The organism is Ruegeria sp. BA2, assembly GCF_056539605.1.
Genome location: NZ_JBQFVE010000008.1, coordinates 147,455 through 165,536 on the forward strand (window position 1 = coordinate 147,455; position 18,082 = coordinate 165,536).

Genomic DNA, 18,082 nt, shown 5'->3' on the forward strand with positions numbered 1-18,082 from the left:
ACCACAACGGCGGACCACTTCAGAGGGGATGGATCAAGCTTACCCAAGCCGCATTCCTTGAAGAGCTTTGCACGCATGCGGCTACAAACTTAACACCATTGAGCCCGTCATGAACCGTTGGATAAACAACTGACGCGTCAGGTGAAATCCCATTTCGGAAAGCTTGGATCGCCTCAGCTGCCTCTCCATAGATATTGGCGAAACCTTCAAGATATCCCTCTGGATGGCCCGGAGGGACTCTACTCAACCGATTGGCAGCATCGCCCGCTCCAGCTCCATTTCGGGTGATCAGACGCTTTGGCTCGTTGTAAGGGGTAAACGACAGGTAATTTGGATCTTCCTGAGCCCATTCCAGCCCACCTTTTTCGCCATAGACGCGCAAACGAAGTGCGTTTTCATTGCCGGGCGCCACCTGAGAGGACCAGAGCATACCACGCGCTCCGCCGTCGAAACGAAGCAAGACGTGCGCGTTATCATCAACTTGGCGCCCAGGCACAAATGCTTGCAAATCCGCAGCCAGGCTTTCCGCTGTCAGCCCGGTTACAAAACAAGCAAGGTTGTAAGCGTGGGTTCCGATGTCACCGGTTGATCCACCCGCGCCCGAGCGTTCGGGATCGGTTCGCCACTCGGCCTGTTTGAAATCCTGCTGCTCGGTCAGCCAGTCCTGAGGGTATTCGACCTGAACCACGCGGATTTTGCCAATATCTCCGTTAGCGACCATTTCACGCGCCTGCCGAACCATCGGATAGCCCGTGTAATTGTGGGTCAAAATGAATAGGGCATTCGCGCTTTCTGCTGCTTTGACCAGTTTTTTTGCATCGGCAAGAGTCGAGGTGAGTGGCTTGTCACAAATGACATGAATACCGCGCTTCAGGAACTCACGCGCGGCTGCATAGTGAACGTGATTTGGCGTGACGATTGAGACCGCCTCGATTCCAGATTTCAACCGAGCTTCCCTGATTGCCATTTGTTTGAAGTCTTCATAGACCCGTTCGAGCCCCAATGCCTGCCCACTTTCCATGGATTTCTCTGGCGTCGAAGACAAAGCACCGGCAACCAGCTCGAACTTGTCGTCCAGTCGTGCAGCTATGCGATGAACACCCCCTATGAAGGCGTCGTTTCCGCCGCCAACCATGCCAAGCCGAATTCGGCCCGAGGTTTCTTCACTCCGTCCTGTGACCATCACTCAATCCCCAGCATTTTACGATTGGCGGCTTCGTCTGCGCCACCATCAGCGAAATCATCAAAGGCTTTCTCGGTCACACGGATGATGTGATCTGACACAAACTGAGCGCCCTCGCGCGCTCCATCCTCGGGGTGTTTGAGACAGCATTCCCATTCGACCACAGCCCAGCCATCAAAGTCATTTGCGGCCATTTTTGAGAAGACCGCACCGAAATCCACTTGGCCATCGCCAAGCGACCGGAACCGCCCGGCCCGATCAACCCAGCTTTGGTACCCGGAATAAACACCCTGCCGCCCGGTTGGGTTGAACTCGGCATCTTTGACATGGAACATCCGGATTCGATCTTTGTAGATGTCGATATTGTCCAGATAGTCGAGGCATTGCAGCACATAGTGGGACGGATCGTACAACATGCAAGCGCGTGGGTGATTGTGCGTCCGTTCAAGGAACATCTCGTACGTCACACCATCGTGGAGGTCCTCCCCGGGGTGAATTTCATAGCAGACATCGACACCGCATTCTTCGGCGTGATCAAGGATGGGCACCCAACGACGAGCGAGTTCATCAAACGCCGTTTCAACCAAGCCGGCGGGTCGCTGCGGCCAAGGATAGACATAAGGCCATGCCAATGCGCCCGAGAATGTCGCATGTGCAGAAATACCCAAGTTTTTTGAAGCTGATAGCGCTTTCTTGACCTGGTCTACTGCCCATTCTTGCCGGGCTTTCGGGTTCCCTCTGACGCTTTCGGCCGCAAAGCCGTCAAATGCACTGTCATAGGCCGGGTGAACGGCCACAAGCTGGCCTTGAAGGTGCGTTGACAGTTCAGTGACTTCGACACCATTTTCCCTGGCTTTACCTTTGAAGTCATCGCAGTAACCGGTGCTGGACGCGGCTTGTTCCAGGTCGAACAGCCGGTCGTCCCAACTGGGAACCTGAACGCCTTTGTATCCACAGTCAGCTGCCCATTTAGTGATCGCGTCCCACGAATTGAACGGCGCTTCGTCCCCGGCAAATTGCGCAAGAAACAAAGCTGGACCTTTGATCGTCTTCATAAAATCTCCTCCCCAAAACCTAAGCCTCTATGGCGGTAAATTTTCCTTCAGATAGATGTCGATGCGGATACGTTCCTGCGCTTTGTTGAACGGAACCTTATCCGAAGTCGCACGCAGCAGGCGGACGGCTGAACGTACAATGTGCCCGGTGTCTTGCGAGATCAAAGCGTCAAATGTACCGAGCATGAGCGCCTCACGACTGAGCGGTGTAAGCTCATGCGCTATGATCACCAGATCTTCGCTGAGCTTGTTCTCTGAAAGGAATTGAATCAGGCCTGCATTACCCGCTGCTGACGAGTATATTCCGACCAGATCTGGGTAGGTTTCAAATATTTCGGGCATCATCCTGTAAATCAGATCTGGGTCATCTCGGCCCTCGACTGATGCTACGACTTCGAGGTGCGGAAATTCTTCAGCCACAACAAGGTCAAAGCCTTGACGACGCTCCAGGTGGTCTCGCGCCAAACGGGATCCTGTAAGAACCAAGACCTTACCTTCGCGATGGACAAATCTTCCCATCAGCCGAGCGGCAGTTCGTCCTGCCGAAACGTTATCAATTCCGACAAAGTGGTCTCGCTCAGAACTCGGCAAGTCGGACACCAAGGCAACCACCGGAACGCCTTTGTCCCTGAGCCTTTTTACAGCGTCGCGGACAGAAGGCGTTTCGGGCCCGAAAACGGCGACACCGTCAACGTCCAAACTGTCGACTGCATCTAGAATGTTGACGATATCTTGCGGCTCGAACGGAGCGACGTTCTTTACTGCAATGCGCGTCCGTTGAATAAATTGGTCACGTGTTTGTTCAGCGATTTGACTGCTTATTGCCTCCACAAACTCGTTGTCCGAGTCTGGTAAAACAAAGAGGAAATTGTAGACGCGATTTCGCGCCAGGTTGGCTGCGGCCGTGTCGCGCACATAGCCCAGTTCATCGATTGCCTTTTGCACTTTCTGCACGGTAATGGCCCGCACGCCGGGGCGTCTGTTCAAGACCCGATCAACGGTCGCCAGGCTGACACCCGCCACGCGAGCGATGTCATTGACAGTTGGCTTTTTCACCAATTCTAGTTTTCGTGTTTGATCTTCCACGTGTTCTTCAGCCCTCAATCTCCCGCGCTAAGCCTTCAAACAACAAAGCAACAGCCTCAGCGCCGGGATCGTTATGTCCAACTAGGTTTTCTTCGGGAACATAGGCTGCGCGGCCTGCCTTCGCACGTCGAATATTCGCGGTGTTATTCGCGCCTTCGCGGGCAGCCTCGGCCGCATGCGTCAGACCAGATGGCAGTGCGGCAAGTGCTGGTGCCAGGGCGTCAATCATTGTCCTGTCACCGACATTAGCACCCCCAACTTGGCTGACGCGATTCAGACCTTCGACCAGAGACTTGGGTGCCGACGCGCCGCTCGCACAGGCATCTCCAGCTGCGTTGAAGAAGATTGCGAGTATCACGCCGGAAGAACCACCCATTGTCTGGCTTAACTCATTGCCTAACGCAGGAAATAGTTGTGTCAGATCAGCAAGCGGCATGCGATCAAGGCTACCTTGCAATGCTCTTGCGGCAGTCGCCAATGTGCTTCCTGTATCGCCATCCCCAGATTTCGCGTCCAGCTCGTTCAGTTTCTTCTCGGCGTTGATGAGCAGTTCAGACAATCGGGTGATCGTTTCCCTTGTGGCGGCATTGTTTGAAGGGATTGGGTCGATAGGGGTCAGGCCATCCGGTAAAGGCGCCACTTTAATCGGATTGATGGAATTGACGCCGGGCCAAGCCGCCAGATCAACAGGAGCCAGGAGTGCGGATAAGTCGTCCTGATCCACTGGCAGAATGGAAACGGAGAACCCGTGCATATCAAGAGAGGTCATCATGGGTGCCGGGCCGATGATATGGTGAGCGATCTCGGTTTCGGACAAGGCGTGTGTGAGGACAGACATTTCCAGCGGAGTTGTGGAACCAAGGTTGTTGACCAACGCCACACAATCGCCGGACCCAACCCTTTGTTTCAGCTTCTCCACCACTGTGGACATCGCCGATACAGCATTTGAGAATTCGACTTGCTGCACGCCGGGTTCACCATGGATACCCAAGCCAAGCTCTGCCTTCCCGGGTGCAATCCTGTCTTCTTTTGGAGATCCCGGAACGGTGCAGGTGTCCAAGCTCATACCGATGCTGACAACCTTTGCTATGGTGCGTCTCGCAGCGGCGGCGACAGTCTCCAAATCGGCACCGCTTTCAGCAAGCGCTCCGGCGATTTTGTGAACGAACAACGTACCCGCCACGCCACGTGGTTGCGGAAGATCGGGCAGGGCGATGTCATCGTCGACAACGACCATTTCAACCTTGCGGCCCAATGCACGGGCGCGTTCAGCGGCCAATCCAAAGTTCAAACGATCACCGGTGTAATTCTTGACGATAAGCAAGCACCCTGCCTCACCCGTGACAGCAAGAATGCCCGCCAAAACCGCCTCGACCGAGGGCGAGGCGAACACTTCTCCGCAGACTGCGGCTGTCAGCATGCCGGCGCCAACGAAACCTGCATGGGCGGGTTCGTGACCAGAGCCCCCGCCAGATACCAGGGCGACCTTCGACTTGTCCCAATCCGACCTGTAAACAACCTTGATGTGCGGGTAGCCGTCCAACCGGGTGAGTTGCCCTCCGGAAGACGCCAGAAGACCGTCTATGGCCTCTGTCACCAAAGTTTCTTTTGTGTTGAGGAACTGGGCCATGCTTTTGCTCCTTAATTCACGCGCGCGCCGGACGCGTCAAAATACAACGGGTTGTGTGGGCGGATTTTTATAAGTTTTCCAGACGGATAATCCTGATGGACATCAATCAAGGTCACAACCGGGTGACCGTTCAGATCCAGATGCAGCCGCGTTTGATCCCCCAGATGCTCAGCGCGTATTACCCGCGCTTCGCTGCCATCGCCTTCGATGATGTTTTCCGGGCGAAGACCGATCTGCGGACCTTTGTGATCGCCTCCGAACAGCTCGGAGGGCAGGATGTTGATCCGCGGCAGACCCAAACGGCTGGCCACATAAACACTGCCCGGGTTTTCATAGATGTCCCGGGGTGTTCCGTACTGAACCAACCGGCCGTTTTCCAAAACCCCGATATGCGTCGCCATTGTCATGGCTTCGACCTGATCATGCGTCACGTACAATAAAGTCGATCCCAGATCTGCATGAATTCTCTTTAGCTCTACCCGTAAATCCGCCCGCAGCTTGGCATCAAGGGAACTGAGCGGTTCGTCCATCAGAAATATCTGGGGATCACGCACCAGCGCTCGTCCAATTGAAACGCGCTGCATTTCACCGCCAGACAGTTCAGTCGCTTTGTTGTCCAGTTTGTGCGGGATCTGGAGGATCTCGGCGACTTCGTTAACCTTCCTCGTGATCTCATCCTCTGGTGTCTTCAGGATCGGCGACCTCAGAGGGAAAGACAGGTTCTCCCGCACTGTCATATGCGGGTAAAGCGAGTATTGCTGAAAGACCATCGCCACATCTCGCTGGGCGGGCGTTTCAATTCCAACATCTCGTCCGGCTATACGCACCGTTCCGGAATCCAGTTTCTCAAGCCCGGATATCAATCTCAGCGTCGTTGTTTTTCCGGCACCAGTCGGGCCCAACAACACCACAAAGGCACCGTTGGGGATTGTCATTGAGATATCATCCACCGCCATTAGATCGCCGAATGACTTCGAGATATTCTCTAAAACGACTTCAGCCATTGCTTAGTACCTCGTCGTTCAGAGCGGACCTCAACGCGCGTCCGGTGGACTTTTCAAAGAGAGTTACTGCGGATGAGCGGAACTCTAACCCCACTGTCTCGCCGGGATTTACGACTTCGCGCGCATCAATCCGGGCTTTCAGCTCTCCGTTCGGGCTTTGCAGTGTTACGATCTGGGTGGTCCCCAGGTATTCCGCCGCCAAGACTTTGGCGCGGTATTCGCTCGCATCGGATAGAAAAACATGTTCGGGGCGAACACCAAAAACCAAGTCACCTTCTGCCCCTTCCATCAGCCTCGGCACGGCTTCGTCATGGCCATTCAATCGGACCGTTTCCGAGCCAGGCGCGACCTTTCCCTGAAATGGCAGGAAATTCATTGAAGGAGACCCGATAAAATCCGCAACGAACATTGTGGCTGGTTTGTCGTAAATTTCCTGAGGTGTGCCGAATTGCTCGATCACCGCGTTGTTCATCACGACGATCTTGTCGCCCATTTGCATGGCTTCCAACTGATCATGTGTAACGTAAACAGTGGTTGCGCCCATGCGATCATGCAGCGCACGCAATTCTTCGGCCATGTGTTCCCGAAACTCGGCATCCAAAGCGCCCAGCGGCTCGTCCATCATAAACGCCTTGGGCTCCCGAACAATTGCGCGCCCCAGCGCCACGCGCTGCCTGTCGCCGCCTGACAATCCACCAACCGGGCTATCGAGGATGTCGTGTATGCCCAGAATTCCCGCGACTTCTTCTACTTTAGCTTTGACAGCAGCACGCGGCATTCCCTGCGATATCAGCGGGTAGCTGATGTTTTTACGCACGTTCATGTGGGGATACAGCGCGAACATCTGAAACACGAAGGCTATGTCCCGCTCTGACGGGGGTCGCTGGCTAATCTCTTCGCCGTCCAGATAGATTTCACCCGACGTTGGAAGCTCCAAGCCTGCGATCATCCGCAGAGTCGTCGTTTTCCCACACCCGGACGGCCCGAGCAGCATGAAAAATTCACCGTCCTCGATCGTGAACGAGCTTTCGCGAACAGCGGTGAAGTCGCCGAACATCTTTTTAACGTTTTTGACTACGATTTGGGCCATTTCTACTCCGGGAAATGGCTGACGATGATGAACATGACGGTTCCGATCAGCGTGACGATGAAAGAGTAGGTGAAAGCCCAAAGGACAAAGGGCTGCATCAGCATGAAGACACCCAGTGCGATCAGGATGGTCGCGACCATCTCCCATGGGCCGCGGCGAAGCCGTAGTAATCCGGTAAGGAAATCGCTCATTTGCGTACGGCTCCGAATGTGATCCCACGCAGCAGGTGTTTGCGCATCAGGATGGTGAAAATCATGACCGGGATCAGGAAGATCGTGGCACCAGCGGCAACTGCAGGCCAGTCCAGACCGCCGATGCCGATGATAGTCGGGATGAAAGGCGGTGCGGTCTGCGCATTCGCGGATGTCAGCAACACGGCAAACGCGTACTCATTCCAGGCAAAGATCAGGCAGAAGATCGCGGTTGATGCTATACCGGTCGCGGCTTGTGGCAGTACAACTTTGTAGAAGGCCTGAAACCTCGTGTACCCATCTATGAGAGCGGCTTCTTCGTACTCTCTTGGGATTTCGTCGATGAATCCTTTTAGCAACCAGACCGCCAGGGAAATATTCACGCCCGTATATAGCAGGATCATCCCCAGATGCGTGTCGCTTAGCCCAAGGTTTCTGAACATCAGGAAGATTGGGATGGCAACGGCGACCGGGGGCATCATCCTTGTACTCAGGATGAAGAATAGAAGATCGTCCTTAAGCGGGACCTTGAACCTGCTGAATGCATAGGCGGCCAGCGTGCCCAGGAAAATACTCAAGAACGTTGAGCCAAACCCGATGATAACCGAATTCATAAAACGCTCGCCAAACTTGGATGGCCCGACAATCACCATGTCGTATTGGCGCACGATCTCATCGGCCCAGTTCTGCGGCGGGTTGGCTTCCAGAAACTCCTGCGTTTGCCGTGTGCGCGTGGTGAAGAGGTTGACGTAACCCTCAAGCGTCGGATCAAACACCACTTTTGGCGGATAGCTGATCGCATCGGCCGGGGACTTGAAGCCAGTCAGAAAAATCCAAACTAGCGGGATCATCGTGATCAGCGCGTAAGTAATGACCAGGAAGCCTGCGATCCACTTGGACCGGTTTGAAGGTTCGGTGACGGAAAAACTGCTCATCTCTGTTTCACCTTGTTCAGGGCTTTGACGTAGATCGACGCAAGGCCGAACACGGTGACGAATAGGATGATCGCATAGGCCGAGGCATAGCCGGTTCGCCATTTCTCGAACGCTTCACGCTTGAGGTTGATCGAAGTGAGTTCCGTAACAGACCCCGGTCCTCCGCCGGTTAGCTGTACCACCAGGTCGAACATCTTGAAGTTTTCGATCCCTCGAAACAGCACAGCGAGCATCAGGAATGGCAGCACCATTGGGATCGTGATTGTGAAGAACTGCCGCAGCTTGCTGGCCCTGTCGATCTCGGCAGCCTCGTAGATATAGTCGGGGATGCTGCGCAGTCCGGCCAGGCAAATCAGCATCACGAAGGGTGTCCACATCCAGGTGTCGACAATCACAATCGCCCAGGGGGCCAACGTGACTGATCCCAGCATTTCAAAGCTCGACGGGTCCTTGCCGGTGAACCAGGACACGATGTAGTTAAACAGGCCGATTTGGGGCTGATACAGGAACTTCCAGAAGTTTCCGACAACCGCCGGCGACAGCATCATCGGCAGCACGATGATCGTGGTCCAAAGGTCGTTGCCCTTGAATTTCTTGTTGATCAACCACGCCAGAGTAAACCCGATCAGCACCTGGAAAAAGATCGTCCAGAACAGGAAATGCGCCGTCGCCTGCATGTTCAGCCAGGTGTCCGAGTCCGTCAGGATACGCTCGTAGTTCCTGAGACCGACGTCTTTGACTTCGCGCCCGATCCGGTTGGCTTTGTAGTTGGTAAAGCTAAGCTGGATGGTCCAGATCAACGGAAAGATGTTGATCGCAAGCAGCAGAAAAATCGTTGGAGAGATGAATATCCAAGCGATTGCGCGGTCGGACAACCCTCGGATTTTTCGCGCAACTTGCACGGGCGTTGCTTGCGCAACGCGATCTACGGTCCTGTCAGACATCTCTTTGCCAGCTCTTGTTGGTTTGCCACTCACGGGTGAAGGTGGAGCGGATTCGCACCCGCTCCTGCCTTTTTCCGGGTTACAGCTTGCCTTCGTCTTCGAAGACTTCCGTCCAATCTTCGATCAGAAGATCAAGTGCTTCTTGCGCAGTGCCTTGGTCAGCAACAACGTAGTCGTGGATGCGTTTCTGCATGGCCAGCAGAAGTTCCGCATAGGCAGGCTCTTGCCAGAAATCCTGCACACCGCCCATCGCTTCCAGGAAATCACCGGCAAACGGTTGGCTGTCTACAAAACCAGGATCTTCTAGCACAGAGTTATGTGCTGAGTAGCCGCCAAGCTCCCACCATTTGGCCTGAACTTCTGGCTGTGCGAACCACTTGATATACTCAAGTGCTGCGTCCTGTTTGTCAGAGTAACTGACAACAGAGATACCTTGGCCGCCCAGCGTTGAACCTGCCTGATTTTGTGGTGGATTCACGAAGAAGTCGATCTTGTCACCGCCAGTATTGGGGTCGGCATAAAGACCTGGGAAGAACGCGAACCAGTTCATAGCCATGGCAACCTGACCGGATTTAAAGGCGTCCAAGCTCTCACCCATGTAAGAGTTGGTATATCCCGGAGGCGTCGCCGTTTTGTAGAACTCCTTGTAGAATTCCAGCGCCTCTACCGCTTCCGGTGAGTTCACGGCACCTTCCATGTCATAGGAACCCGGAGTGTTTTCGTACTTGAAACCCCAAGGATACAGCGCCCCGGTCACACCCATGGTGATCCCTTCCGAGCCGCGCTCGGTAAAGATTGCAGCCCCATAGACTGTCTTGCCGTCGATTTCACGACCCTGGAAGAACTGCGCAATCTGCAGCAACTCTTTCTGAGATTGCGGCTCGCGTAGGTCCTGACCAGTCGCTTCCTTGTATGCGGCTTGGATTTCAGGGTTTTCGAACCAGTCCTTGCGATAGAACCAGCCATTTGCATCGCCCATCGCAGGCAGCGCATAATAGTTTGGTGTACCTTTAGGCCAGGTCGAGTATGCGTAGACCGTGGCCGGTGCGAAATCGTCCATGCTGATGCCTTCAGCATCGAAGAATTCGTTCAGCTGAACATAATGACCATTCTCTGCGCCACCGCCGATCCATTGGCTGTCGCCAATCAGCAGGTCGCAGAGCTTACCACCCGAGTTCAACTCGTTCAGCATCCGGTCCGCAAAATTAGGCCAAGGAACAAATTCGAAGTTCATCGTGTGTCCGGATTCTGCTTCGAATTCTTTTGATAGCTCAACAAGCGCGTTGGCCGGGTCCCATGCAGCCCAACATAGCGTCAGGTCTTCGGCATTTGCCTTGGTAGAAAGAGTAGTAGCGGCAAGGACTATTGCGCTGACCGAGGCCAGTTTTGTGTAAGTCATCCATTCCTCCCTTTTTTGCGCCGTCAATCGAGGATGTGCGAATCGCGGCATACATCTAAGGCTATTTGAGGTACGCACCTCAAGTCCAGATATTTCTGAGGTTCGTACCTCAAAAAACCAAAAGAGATCGCTAGTTTCTCCTCTTACTTATTGATTTATATAGAAATATCCCCATGACCTTGATGCGCCTGTATTTTCGGCATCGCGGTATTGAATGGTCATATCAACTTGATTAGGCGCAGCCGTCATGCGGCCAACAGGTTCAGCGAACTCGCTTCTGAAGCGCTCAAAGATTATTTGGTCGATACCTTTGAAAATTCGAGATAGCGTCAAACGGCGCGGACAACTCAGAACCGTGCGTAACACTTCTTGGTCAGGTGCAGACGTATGAACAATCTCTCCATCGTCCGATTGAACCGTTACCCTATAAAAGGCTTGAGTTCCGAGCCTATGCGAACTGTGACGCTGCAAGCAGGAGATGGCATTCCGGGCGATCGCCTGTTTGGGTTTGCTCGCTACAACTCCGGTTTCGATATGCAAAATCCAATGCCATTGCCGAAAGATCGTTTTGTCGTTTTGTTGAACGAGGCTGCACTGGCAGGCATTCAGACAAGTTTTGAAATTACGTCCCAGGCACTTGAGATAAATGCGAACGGAAAGACACGACGCTTTGATATGCGAGAGTCTGAAGATCGGGAGAAGGCGGCAGAATTCCTTTCTTCAGAGATCGATTTAAAAGATCCAGAGCCGCCAAAGTTTGTCTCCTCTGCTCCACATAGGTTTACAGATGTATCTGTCGTATCACCGCAAATGATGAACGCGATATCCGTTTTGAATCTGGCCTCTGTGAAAGAGTTGGGCGAACAACTGAACGCAGAAATCCATCCGGCGCGCTTCCGAGCGAATATTGAAATAGACGGATTACCTTCGTTTGCTGAGCTGGATGCAGTTGGGTCAGTTTTAAGATTTGGCGATGTCGAGTTGAAGATACTCTCACGTACGAAAAGGTGTGCAGCAACTGAGGTGAACCCAAAAACGGCCGAGCGCGACTTGAAAATACCCTACCTTATTTGGAAATTGATGGGTCATATGGATATGGGCGTCTATGTCGAAGTGGTTAATGGTGGAACGCTAACGGTCGGTCAAACTGGGGAAATACTCGCCTAGACCTTGCCGCCGCCAAAGTGGCTTTTCAAAGAGGTTTGAGCCATGTCCGGTCAGACGATTAAACTCAACTCTTGCTCTGTCTTTCTTTTGGCTAACGGGGGTATCGAAGGACGTTACGTTCGCGCTTTCTGATCAAGATATGATTAGAGGGAACTCCTTTGATGGAGCCTTGACAAGATTCCTGTTTCAAATAATTTTAATCATTAAAATATTTATGCAGGTGGTCCTCAATGTATCTGGGCTTAGATTTGGGAACGTCAGGTCTCCGCGGGATTCTGGTAGATGACACAGGACACGTCGTCGGTGATGCTGAAGTCAGCATTTCCACCTCAACGCCTAAGCCTGGCTGGTCTGAGCAGGATCCTTTGGATTGGACCAACGCTTGTGAAGAGGTTGTTGGAAAGCTTCGCGTCGGCAACCAGCAAGCATTCTCAAAATTGCGAGGTATTGGCCTAAGCGGACACATGCACGGCGCTACACTACTGGATTCTGATGGCGAAATATTGAGGCCCTGTATTCTTTGGAACGATACACGGTCAGCTGATGAGGCGAGGATACTGGATCAATCGCCAGAGATGCGCGCAATATCGGGAAACATCGTATTCCCCGGGTTTACAGCGCCGAAACTCGAGTGGTTGCGCAGCCATGAGCCGGATGTGTTCTCAAAGGTGGGCAAGGTACTGCTGCCGAAAGATTATTTGCGGTTTTGGCTTACTGGCGAATATGTCTCAGACATGTCTGACAGCGCAGGGACATCGTGGTTGAACGTTGACACACGGCGGTGGTCAGAAAAGGCGTTAACGGTAGGTCACATGCGTGTCGAGCAGATGCCGCGCTTGGTTGAGGGCAGTGATCCGGGTGGAGAGTTGAGGGCCAATTTGAGGCAGGAGTGGGGGCTTTCGAATTCCGTCGTCGTGGCCGGCGGTGCTGGCGACAATGCTGCCGCTGCCTGCGGGATCGGGAGCATCAACGACGGCACCGGTTTTGTCTCACTCGGAACGTCTGGCGTGTTGCTTGTTGCGCGGGAAACCTATGCTCCTGATCCGGAATCTGCTGTGCACTGTTTTTGTCACGCAGTCCCCGATCGGTGGATACAAATGGGCGTCATGCTTTCAGCGACGAACAGCATGAACTGGCTTGCTCGCAATCTGGGTGAACCCGTGGAAAAACTTGCTGCATCTATGCCTGAAAAACTAAACGGACCTACAGCGATCACCTTCCTGCCATATCTTTCAGGAGAGCGGACACCGCATAACAATAGCCATATTCGAGGCGCGTTTTTGGGCGTGGACATCTCGTCGGAACCCGCTGAGTTGACCCAGTCCGTAATGGAGGGTGTTTCTTTCGGAATGAGAGATTGCCTGGAAGCACTGAAGAGCACCAGAACCCAGCCAAATAGCCTTATGGCAGTTGGAGGAGGTGCACGATCTCGGTTCTGGCTAGAAACTTTAGCTACTGTTTTGCAAGTTCCACTGGATTTGCCAAAAGGCAGCGAATTCGGTGCCGCAATGGGCGCTGCGCGCCTCGCGATATGTGCAGCCAACGATGCGGAACCAGCGCAAGTCATGACGCCGCCGGAAATTCAGGAACGCATCGAACCACGCGGCGATCTGATTGACGCCTACGAAAACGAATACCGGAGATACAAGCAATTCTATCAGGCGCTTGCGCCGCTGGCAGTAAGATGAAACCAGAAACGGGTAAAGCCTCTGGGATTGAAGCTGCAATTATCACGGACGGGGATATGCGTGTTTCGGTCCTGAACTATGGGGCTATTACGCTGGGGTGGTGGTACAAGGACGTCCCGCTCATCCTTGGGTTCGAGGACCCAAATGAGTATCTCACCGATACGCGTTACCTGGGCGCAATTGTTGGGCGCGTTGCCAACCGGATCAGCGGCGCGACGTTTGACTTGGATGGCACCAGTTTTGAATTGAACGCCAACGAGGGCAAAAACACCTTGCATGGCGGCGACGATGGGCTGTCTAAACAGTTTTGGGAACTCGAACAGATTGCACAGAACGAGGTTTTGCTGAGCTACGTTTCTCACGACGGAGAGGGAGGCTTTCCGGGGAATATCAGGTTCGAAGTCAGGATCCGCCTGCAGGGCTCACGCTTGGTCTATTCAATAACTGCACAGCCTGACCGGCCGACGCCGATAAGCATTACACAGCACAACTACTACACTTTGTGTGCTGCAGAAGGGGTAGACGAGCATAAGCTAAAACTCGCTTCAAATTGGTATCTGGAAATCGACGATCAGGGTATTCCGTCGGGCAGAGTGCTTCCGATCAACGGAAACGGGTTGGATTTTTCAACGCCCAATACGATTGGAAGTGCTTCCGAAGGGATTGATCACTTTTTTTGCTTTGATCATGATCGCGACCCAAATGCTCCGGTGGCGGAACTCACTTCACCCTCTGGCCTTGCGTTGAGAGTCTACTCTGACCAGCCCGGAGCACAGGTTTATTCGGGTTATGAGCTGACGAAACCGCGTCGCGCTTCGCGTGGTGTGTGTATCGAGCCATCGGGTTATCCCAATGCACCGAATATCTCGTCGTTTCCCTCAATCATCTATACTCCGGAGAATCCGTATCGGCAGGAACTTATCCTAGAAGTTTCTGAGGAATGACATGAGAGCAGTTTCGCTATTCTTGATTATTGGCTCAACAATCTCAGCGGTGGGTGGTGCGCGTGCCCAATCGCTTGGTCCTCTGCCAGAGTTCCTCGAACCCGACTTTGCAAGTGCTGAGCTGGGGCGTTTGCTGTTCTATGACCCGATTTTGTCTGGCAACAAGAATATCAGTTGTGCGACCTGTCATCATCCCAGGCTTGGCACGTCCGACGGTGTTTCCCTTGGTATCGGGGAAGGGGGAATTGGGTTGGGTCCAGAGCGAACATTAGACCCAGAGAACGCCCCGGAACAGCGTATCCCACGTAACTCGCCAGGGCTCTGGAACCTCGGAGCCACTGAGTTCACAGCGTTTTTCCATGATGGGCGGCTGGAGGCAGACACAACGCAACCTGATGGTATCAGAACCCCGTTGGGTACTCATATGCGGTCTGGTTTCAATTCAGCGCTGGCCGCACAGGCCATGTTCCCGGTTTTGTCGCCAGACGAAATGGCGGGTCACTATTCCGAGAATGACGTGAGCAAAGCGGTTCGCCTCGGATTTCTGACACAGCAAGGCGGTGCGTGGGATCTGATTGCAGAACGTGTTGCGGCCATTCCGGAGTATGAGCAGAGGTTTGATGACTTAGCGCCGGATGATGAAATTACGTTCACGGCGATTGCCAACGTAATCGCGGACTTTATCGCATTCGAGTGGCGTGCGGATAACAGCCCGTTCGATCGCGCGATGCGAGGTGAAGCTGAGCTGTCAGAAGAGGCCAAGATTGGTATGGGCTTGTTTTATGGAAAAGCCGGATGCAGCAATTGCCACTCGGGCTGGTTCCAGACGGATCACAAGTTTCATTCGATCGCAATACCGCAGATTGGCCCCGGAAAGGCGGCGCGATTTGAAAACCATGTCAGGGACGACGGGCGTCTTCGCGTGACCGGCAATCCCGACGACGCGTTTGCTTTCCGCACGCCATCTTTGCGCAACGTGACACTGACAGCTCCGTACGGGCACAACGGAGCATTTGCCGAACTTGAGGACATCGTGCGGCATCATTTGGACGCGGTTTCGTCATTAAAAAACTACTCGATCGAGTTGGCCGCATTGCCGGACTTCCCGGGCTCCAAAGATCAAAGGGCAATGTCGGACAATCAGCACGTGGAGGCGATTGCCCAAAGCAACAGCCTGTCGAATGTTAACCTAACGGATCAGGAAATCGACGCTCTTCTAAGATTTCTGGAAAGCCTGGAAGACCCGGCAGAGCGGCTAGGTGTGCCTGACCAAGTTCCAAGCGGGTTACCGTTTGAAAAGTAATTAGCGGCGAAGACGTATGATTTGGTTGGACTGATAGTCCAACCACTCGCTTTTCGACCCGTCCGGCCAGATCATACGAACTTGCACCTGGTCCTCACTCCCAAGCCCAAAATGCTGAAACCCAGCGATACCACCAGCGTGACCGCCGCCGATTGTAAGCTCGCGGGTCTGAACGCCCAGCAAGGTTTTGACTTCAATAAATCCACCAATTGCTGCGTGATTGGATTGATCCTGAGTGACATCCAGCAATAGCCAGTTGCCACCCTGAGTAGTGTTCTGACTGACTTCGAACTCAGAACCTCGGTTGACGACCACCAGATCCAGCTTGCCATCGTTGTTAAGGTCAGCAAGCGCCGCGCCACGAGACTTAGCCATCGAGGCAGCACCGGCATCTGCAGCAGCTTCAATAAACTGACCGTCGGAGTTCTGTAGTAGTAGGTTATTGGGGTCGTTCAGAGCCGCATCGGGCATCTGTTCTACGTTTCCCTTGGCCACGAATATATCGTCCCGGCCGTCGTTGTTGACGTCGCCAAACTGTGCGTGCCATCCGGTCGATGGCCTTCCGTCTCCTCCAATATGCGGCCTATGAGCGGTCGTACCCTTTTCGTAAGTCGCGTCGCGCCAAGTCGGGCCGTTTGTAACTGGGTCAAATACCTGGAGTTTCTGATCACCCATCGAGGTCAGATAAACCTCAGGAAAGCCATCTCCTGTAAGATCCCGCGAGGCGATCCCCATTCCCCAGATTGAATAAGAAAGCCAGCCCTCGTCTTCTGTATATTGCCGGGGTTCGGGCGCCATCGCCCACAATTGTTCGTGACCGCCGCGCACATAGTAGTGACGGTCGTTGCTGACGCGAAGATCCGCGCGACCAGTTCGGGCCCAGTCCGAAAACAAAATAGACAGCGAACAATAACCGGGTTCAAGGTGCAGCGGGTCACGGTATAAACCACCTTCGGGGCGATAGAGAAGGGTCGGGCCGCATGATTCAAAAGGACCTTCGGGATCGAACCGATCAACGTAAGTGCCAAATGCCAAGGTCGGTAAGGTTTGCCCGCTTTCCCATGTTGCCGAAAACCCTGTGGTCCAGTGATCCTCGGACTGAAAGCCGAGTTCAGTGAAAGTGCTGAATTGACAGTCGGGATGGCCCCGAAGAAGCAGGTCCGGACCAACACGCAAAATCGCCAGATCCATAATGCCGTCACCATCAACGTCGAGAGGATAAGCCCCGGTCACGCCTGTCAACGACAAGCTTTCTGGTGTTCCTGTCTTAAATGATATCTGTTCTCTCGAAGTGTTTATGAACAGTTGAGAGCTATTGGATCCGCCTGCTAAGAAGAGCTCTGGCAGGGTGTCCCCATTGCAATCAAAAACGGCGACGCCTCCGCCAACAAAATGCTCCCAGCCGCCATCATAGATATGTTTCGGCACATCCACGATTGAAAACTTAGGAACGTCAGTGTTCGCGTTCGCAACAGAGGCAAAAACCAAAAGTATCGCAAGCTCAGGACGCATTCGCAGAAAGTTCCTTAACTTTGAGGATCGAGATCTGCTCGATCCCATATGCTGCGGCACCCTTTGCCCACATCATGTCGCCCCAATGATGAACTTTGATCTCGGGTAAAGGCGCATCGACCTTCACGACCCCATTTCGAATACGGTTCATTACTTCGTTGGAACACAGATGTTCGAAACTCATTTGGGCCCCTGAGACGATAATGCACTCTGGGTCATACAAGTTGATCAGGTTGGAGATCCCGAGGCCAAACATCTGACCTGCGCGAGCAAGCACCGACGATGCTCTGTCGTCACCTGAGTTAGAGCGGTCATGTATGTCGGAAACGGATTCCATGCCGTTGGTATGACCGGTGACCGTCATCTCGCGGATCAAAGCATAGTCGCCCACATAGGCTTCAAGACATCCGCGTTGGCCGCATTGGCACAAAGCTCCGTCAAGTTGAACCTTGGTGTGCCCAAACTCAGCGCCGCAGCCTCGTTCTCCACGGTATAGTTTACCGTCCAATACGATGCCAAGGCCCACACCGTGTTCGATCGTAACGACGAGGAAGTTCTTCAAACCTTTGCCAAAGCCAAAAAGCTGTTCGGCCTTGGCGACAAGATTGGCGTCGTTATCAACGAATGCAGGGCAGGGCAGCTCATTTGAAAGCAAGTGACTGAAATCAATATTTCTCTCAGTAATCGAGGAAGACCAGTGGACATAATTCTTGTTAGCATCGACCAGTCCAGCCACCCCGATAGAAACACCTGCCAAATGAGCGACGGAACGGTCGATCTGACTGCAAGTTTCTTCAAGTGCTTCGCGGATCGCCAATACAAATTCTTGCGGCGACATTCTGGCTTGATCCAGAGCATATTTATGGGATGCGACTTCGTTACCTTCAAAGTCGACCAAGATAACTGAGATTACTTGCCGAGCCACCTTGAGGCCGGCCACAAGGTGCATCT

16 protein-coding genes are annotated in these 18,082 nt (G+C 53.5%); 4 read left to right on the forward strand and 12 right to left on the reverse strand.

Translation table 11 applies throughout. The annotated features are described in order from the left end of the window. Positions 1 to 19 precede the first annotated feature (19 nt). The 10 genes from ACR0NN_RS17190 to ACR0NN_RS17235 form a co-directional block, all read right to left on the reverse strand. Entirely contained in the window at positions 20 to 1,183 is a 1,164-nt protein-coding gene (locus ACR0NN_RS17190; RefSeq protein WP_170724809.1) for a Gfo/Idh/MocA family protein, read from the reverse strand. Continuing rightward, entirely contained in the window at positions 1,183 to 2,238 is a 1,056-nt protein-coding gene (locus tag ACR0NN_RS17195) for a sugar phosphate isomerase/epimerase family protein (protein WP_170724806.1), read from the reverse strand. The genes ACR0NN_RS17190 and ACR0NN_RS17195 overlap by 1 nt, the downstream gene beginning before the upstream one ends. 27 nt (positions 2,239 to 2,265) lie before the next feature. Beyond that, on the reverse strand, positions 2,266 to 3,294 hold the full coding sequence (locus ACR0NN_RS17200; RefSeq protein ID WP_480685189.1) for a LacI family DNA-binding transcriptional regulator: 1,029 nt from the start codon (positions 3,292 to 3,294) through the stop codon (positions 2,266 to 2,268). A gap of 37 nt (positions 3,295 to 3,331) precedes the next feature. Then, on the reverse strand, positions 3,332 to 4,954 hold the full coding sequence (locus tag ACR0NN_RS17205; protein WP_170724797.1) for a dihydroxyacetone kinase subunit DhaK: 1,623 nt from the start codon (positions 4,952 to 4,954) through the stop codon (positions 3,332 to 3,334). An 11-nt stretch (positions 4,955 to 4,965) separates the two neighbouring features. Then, positions 4,966 to 5,958: an ABC transporter ATP-binding protein gene (locus tag ACR0NN_RS17210; protein ID WP_170724793.1), complete on the reverse strand. Its 993-nt coding sequence runs from the start codon at positions 5,956 to 5,958 to the stop codon at positions 4,966 to 4,968. Beyond that, positions 5,951 to 7,048, reverse strand: coding sequence for an ABC transporter ATP-binding protein (locus ACR0NN_RS17215; RefSeq protein WP_170724786.1), 1,098 nt, complete (start codon positions 7,046 to 7,048; stop codon positions 5,951 to 5,953). Before ACR0NN_RS17215 ends, ACR0NN_RS17210 begins: the two co-directional genes overlap by 8 nt. 2 nt (positions 7,049 to 7,050) lie before the next feature. Next, positions 7,051 to 7,239, reverse strand: a complete 189-nt coding sequence (locus ACR0NN_RS17220; protein WP_170685382.1) for a hypothetical protein — start codon at positions 7,237 to 7,239, stop codon at positions 7,051 to 7,053. Further along, positions 7,236 to 8,174, reverse strand: coding sequence for a carbohydrate ABC transporter permease (locus tag ACR0NN_RS17225; RefSeq protein WP_170685383.1), 939 nt, complete (start codon positions 8,172 to 8,174; stop codon positions 7,236 to 7,238). Before ACR0NN_RS17225 ends, ACR0NN_RS17220 begins: the two co-directional genes overlap by 4 nt. Then, positions 8,171 to 9,118: a carbohydrate ABC transporter permease gene (locus ACR0NN_RS17230; protein ID WP_170724784.1), complete on the reverse strand. Its 948-nt coding sequence runs from the start codon at positions 9,116 to 9,118 to the stop codon at positions 8,171 to 8,173. The genes ACR0NN_RS17225 and ACR0NN_RS17230 overlap by 4 nt, the downstream gene beginning before the upstream one ends. A gap of 79 nt (positions 9,119 to 9,197) precedes the next feature. Continuing rightward, positions 9,198 to 10,517 (reverse strand): extracellular solute-binding protein, encoded by a 1,320-nt coding sequence (locus ACR0NN_RS17235; protein ID WP_170685384.1) that lies wholly within the window; start codon positions 10,515 to 10,517, stop codon positions 9,198 to 9,200. A gap of 387 nt (positions 10,518 to 10,904) precedes the next feature. On the opposite strand from ACR0NN_RS17235, the gene ACR0NN_RS17240 reads away from it, so the two are divergent. The 4 genes from ACR0NN_RS17240 to ACR0NN_RS17255 all read left to right on the forward strand — a co-directional run bounded on the left by ACR0NN_RS17240 (position 10,905) and on the right by ACR0NN_RS17255 (position 15,619). Continuing rightward, the gene (locus tag ACR0NN_RS17240) at positions 10,905 to 11,684 is read left to right on the forward strand and encodes an MOSC domain-containing protein (protein ID WP_480685193.1); all 780 of its coding nucleotides are present in this window, start codon (positions 10,905 to 10,907) and stop codon (positions 11,682 to 11,684) included. A gap of 230 nt (positions 11,685 to 11,914) precedes the next feature. Further along, positions 11,915 to 13,372 (forward strand): xylulokinase, encoded by a 1,458-nt coding sequence (gene xylB / locus ACR0NN_RS17245; RefSeq protein WP_170724782.1) that lies wholly within the window; start codon positions 11,915 to 11,917, stop codon positions 13,370 to 13,372. Beyond that, the gene (locus ACR0NN_RS17250) at positions 13,369 to 14,316 is read left to right on the forward strand and encodes an aldose epimerase family protein (protein WP_170724776.1); all 948 of its coding nucleotides are present in this window, start codon (positions 13,369 to 13,371) and stop codon (positions 14,314 to 14,316) included. The genes xylB and ACR0NN_RS17250 overlap by 4 nt, the downstream gene beginning before the upstream one ends. A gap of 1 nt (position 14,317) precedes the next feature. Next, a complete protein-coding gene (locus ACR0NN_RS17255) occupies positions 14,318 to 15,619 on the forward strand; it encodes a cytochrome c peroxidase (protein WP_170724774.1) in 1,302 nt (433 codons plus the stop codon). On the opposite strand, the gene ACR0NN_RS17260 is transcribed toward ACR0NN_RS17255, so the two are convergent. Together ACR0NN_RS17260 and ACR0NN_RS17265 are read right to left on the reverse strand one after the other, a co-directional pair. Continuing rightward, on the reverse strand, positions 15,620 to 17,131 hold the full coding sequence (locus tag ACR0NN_RS17260) for a CRTAC1 family protein (RefSeq protein WP_480685196.1): 1,512 nt from the start codon (positions 17,129 to 17,131) through the stop codon (positions 15,620 to 15,622). It lies immediately after the preceding gene. After that, complete coding sequence (locus ACR0NN_RS17265; RefSeq protein ID WP_480685203.1) at positions 17,121 to 18,071, reverse strand: ROK family protein; 951 nt, start codon at positions 18,069 to 18,071, stop codon at positions 17,121 to 17,123. The genes ACR0NN_RS17260 and ACR0NN_RS17265 overlap by 11 nt, the downstream gene beginning before the upstream one ends. Positions 18,072 to 18,082: the final 11 nt, after the last annotated feature.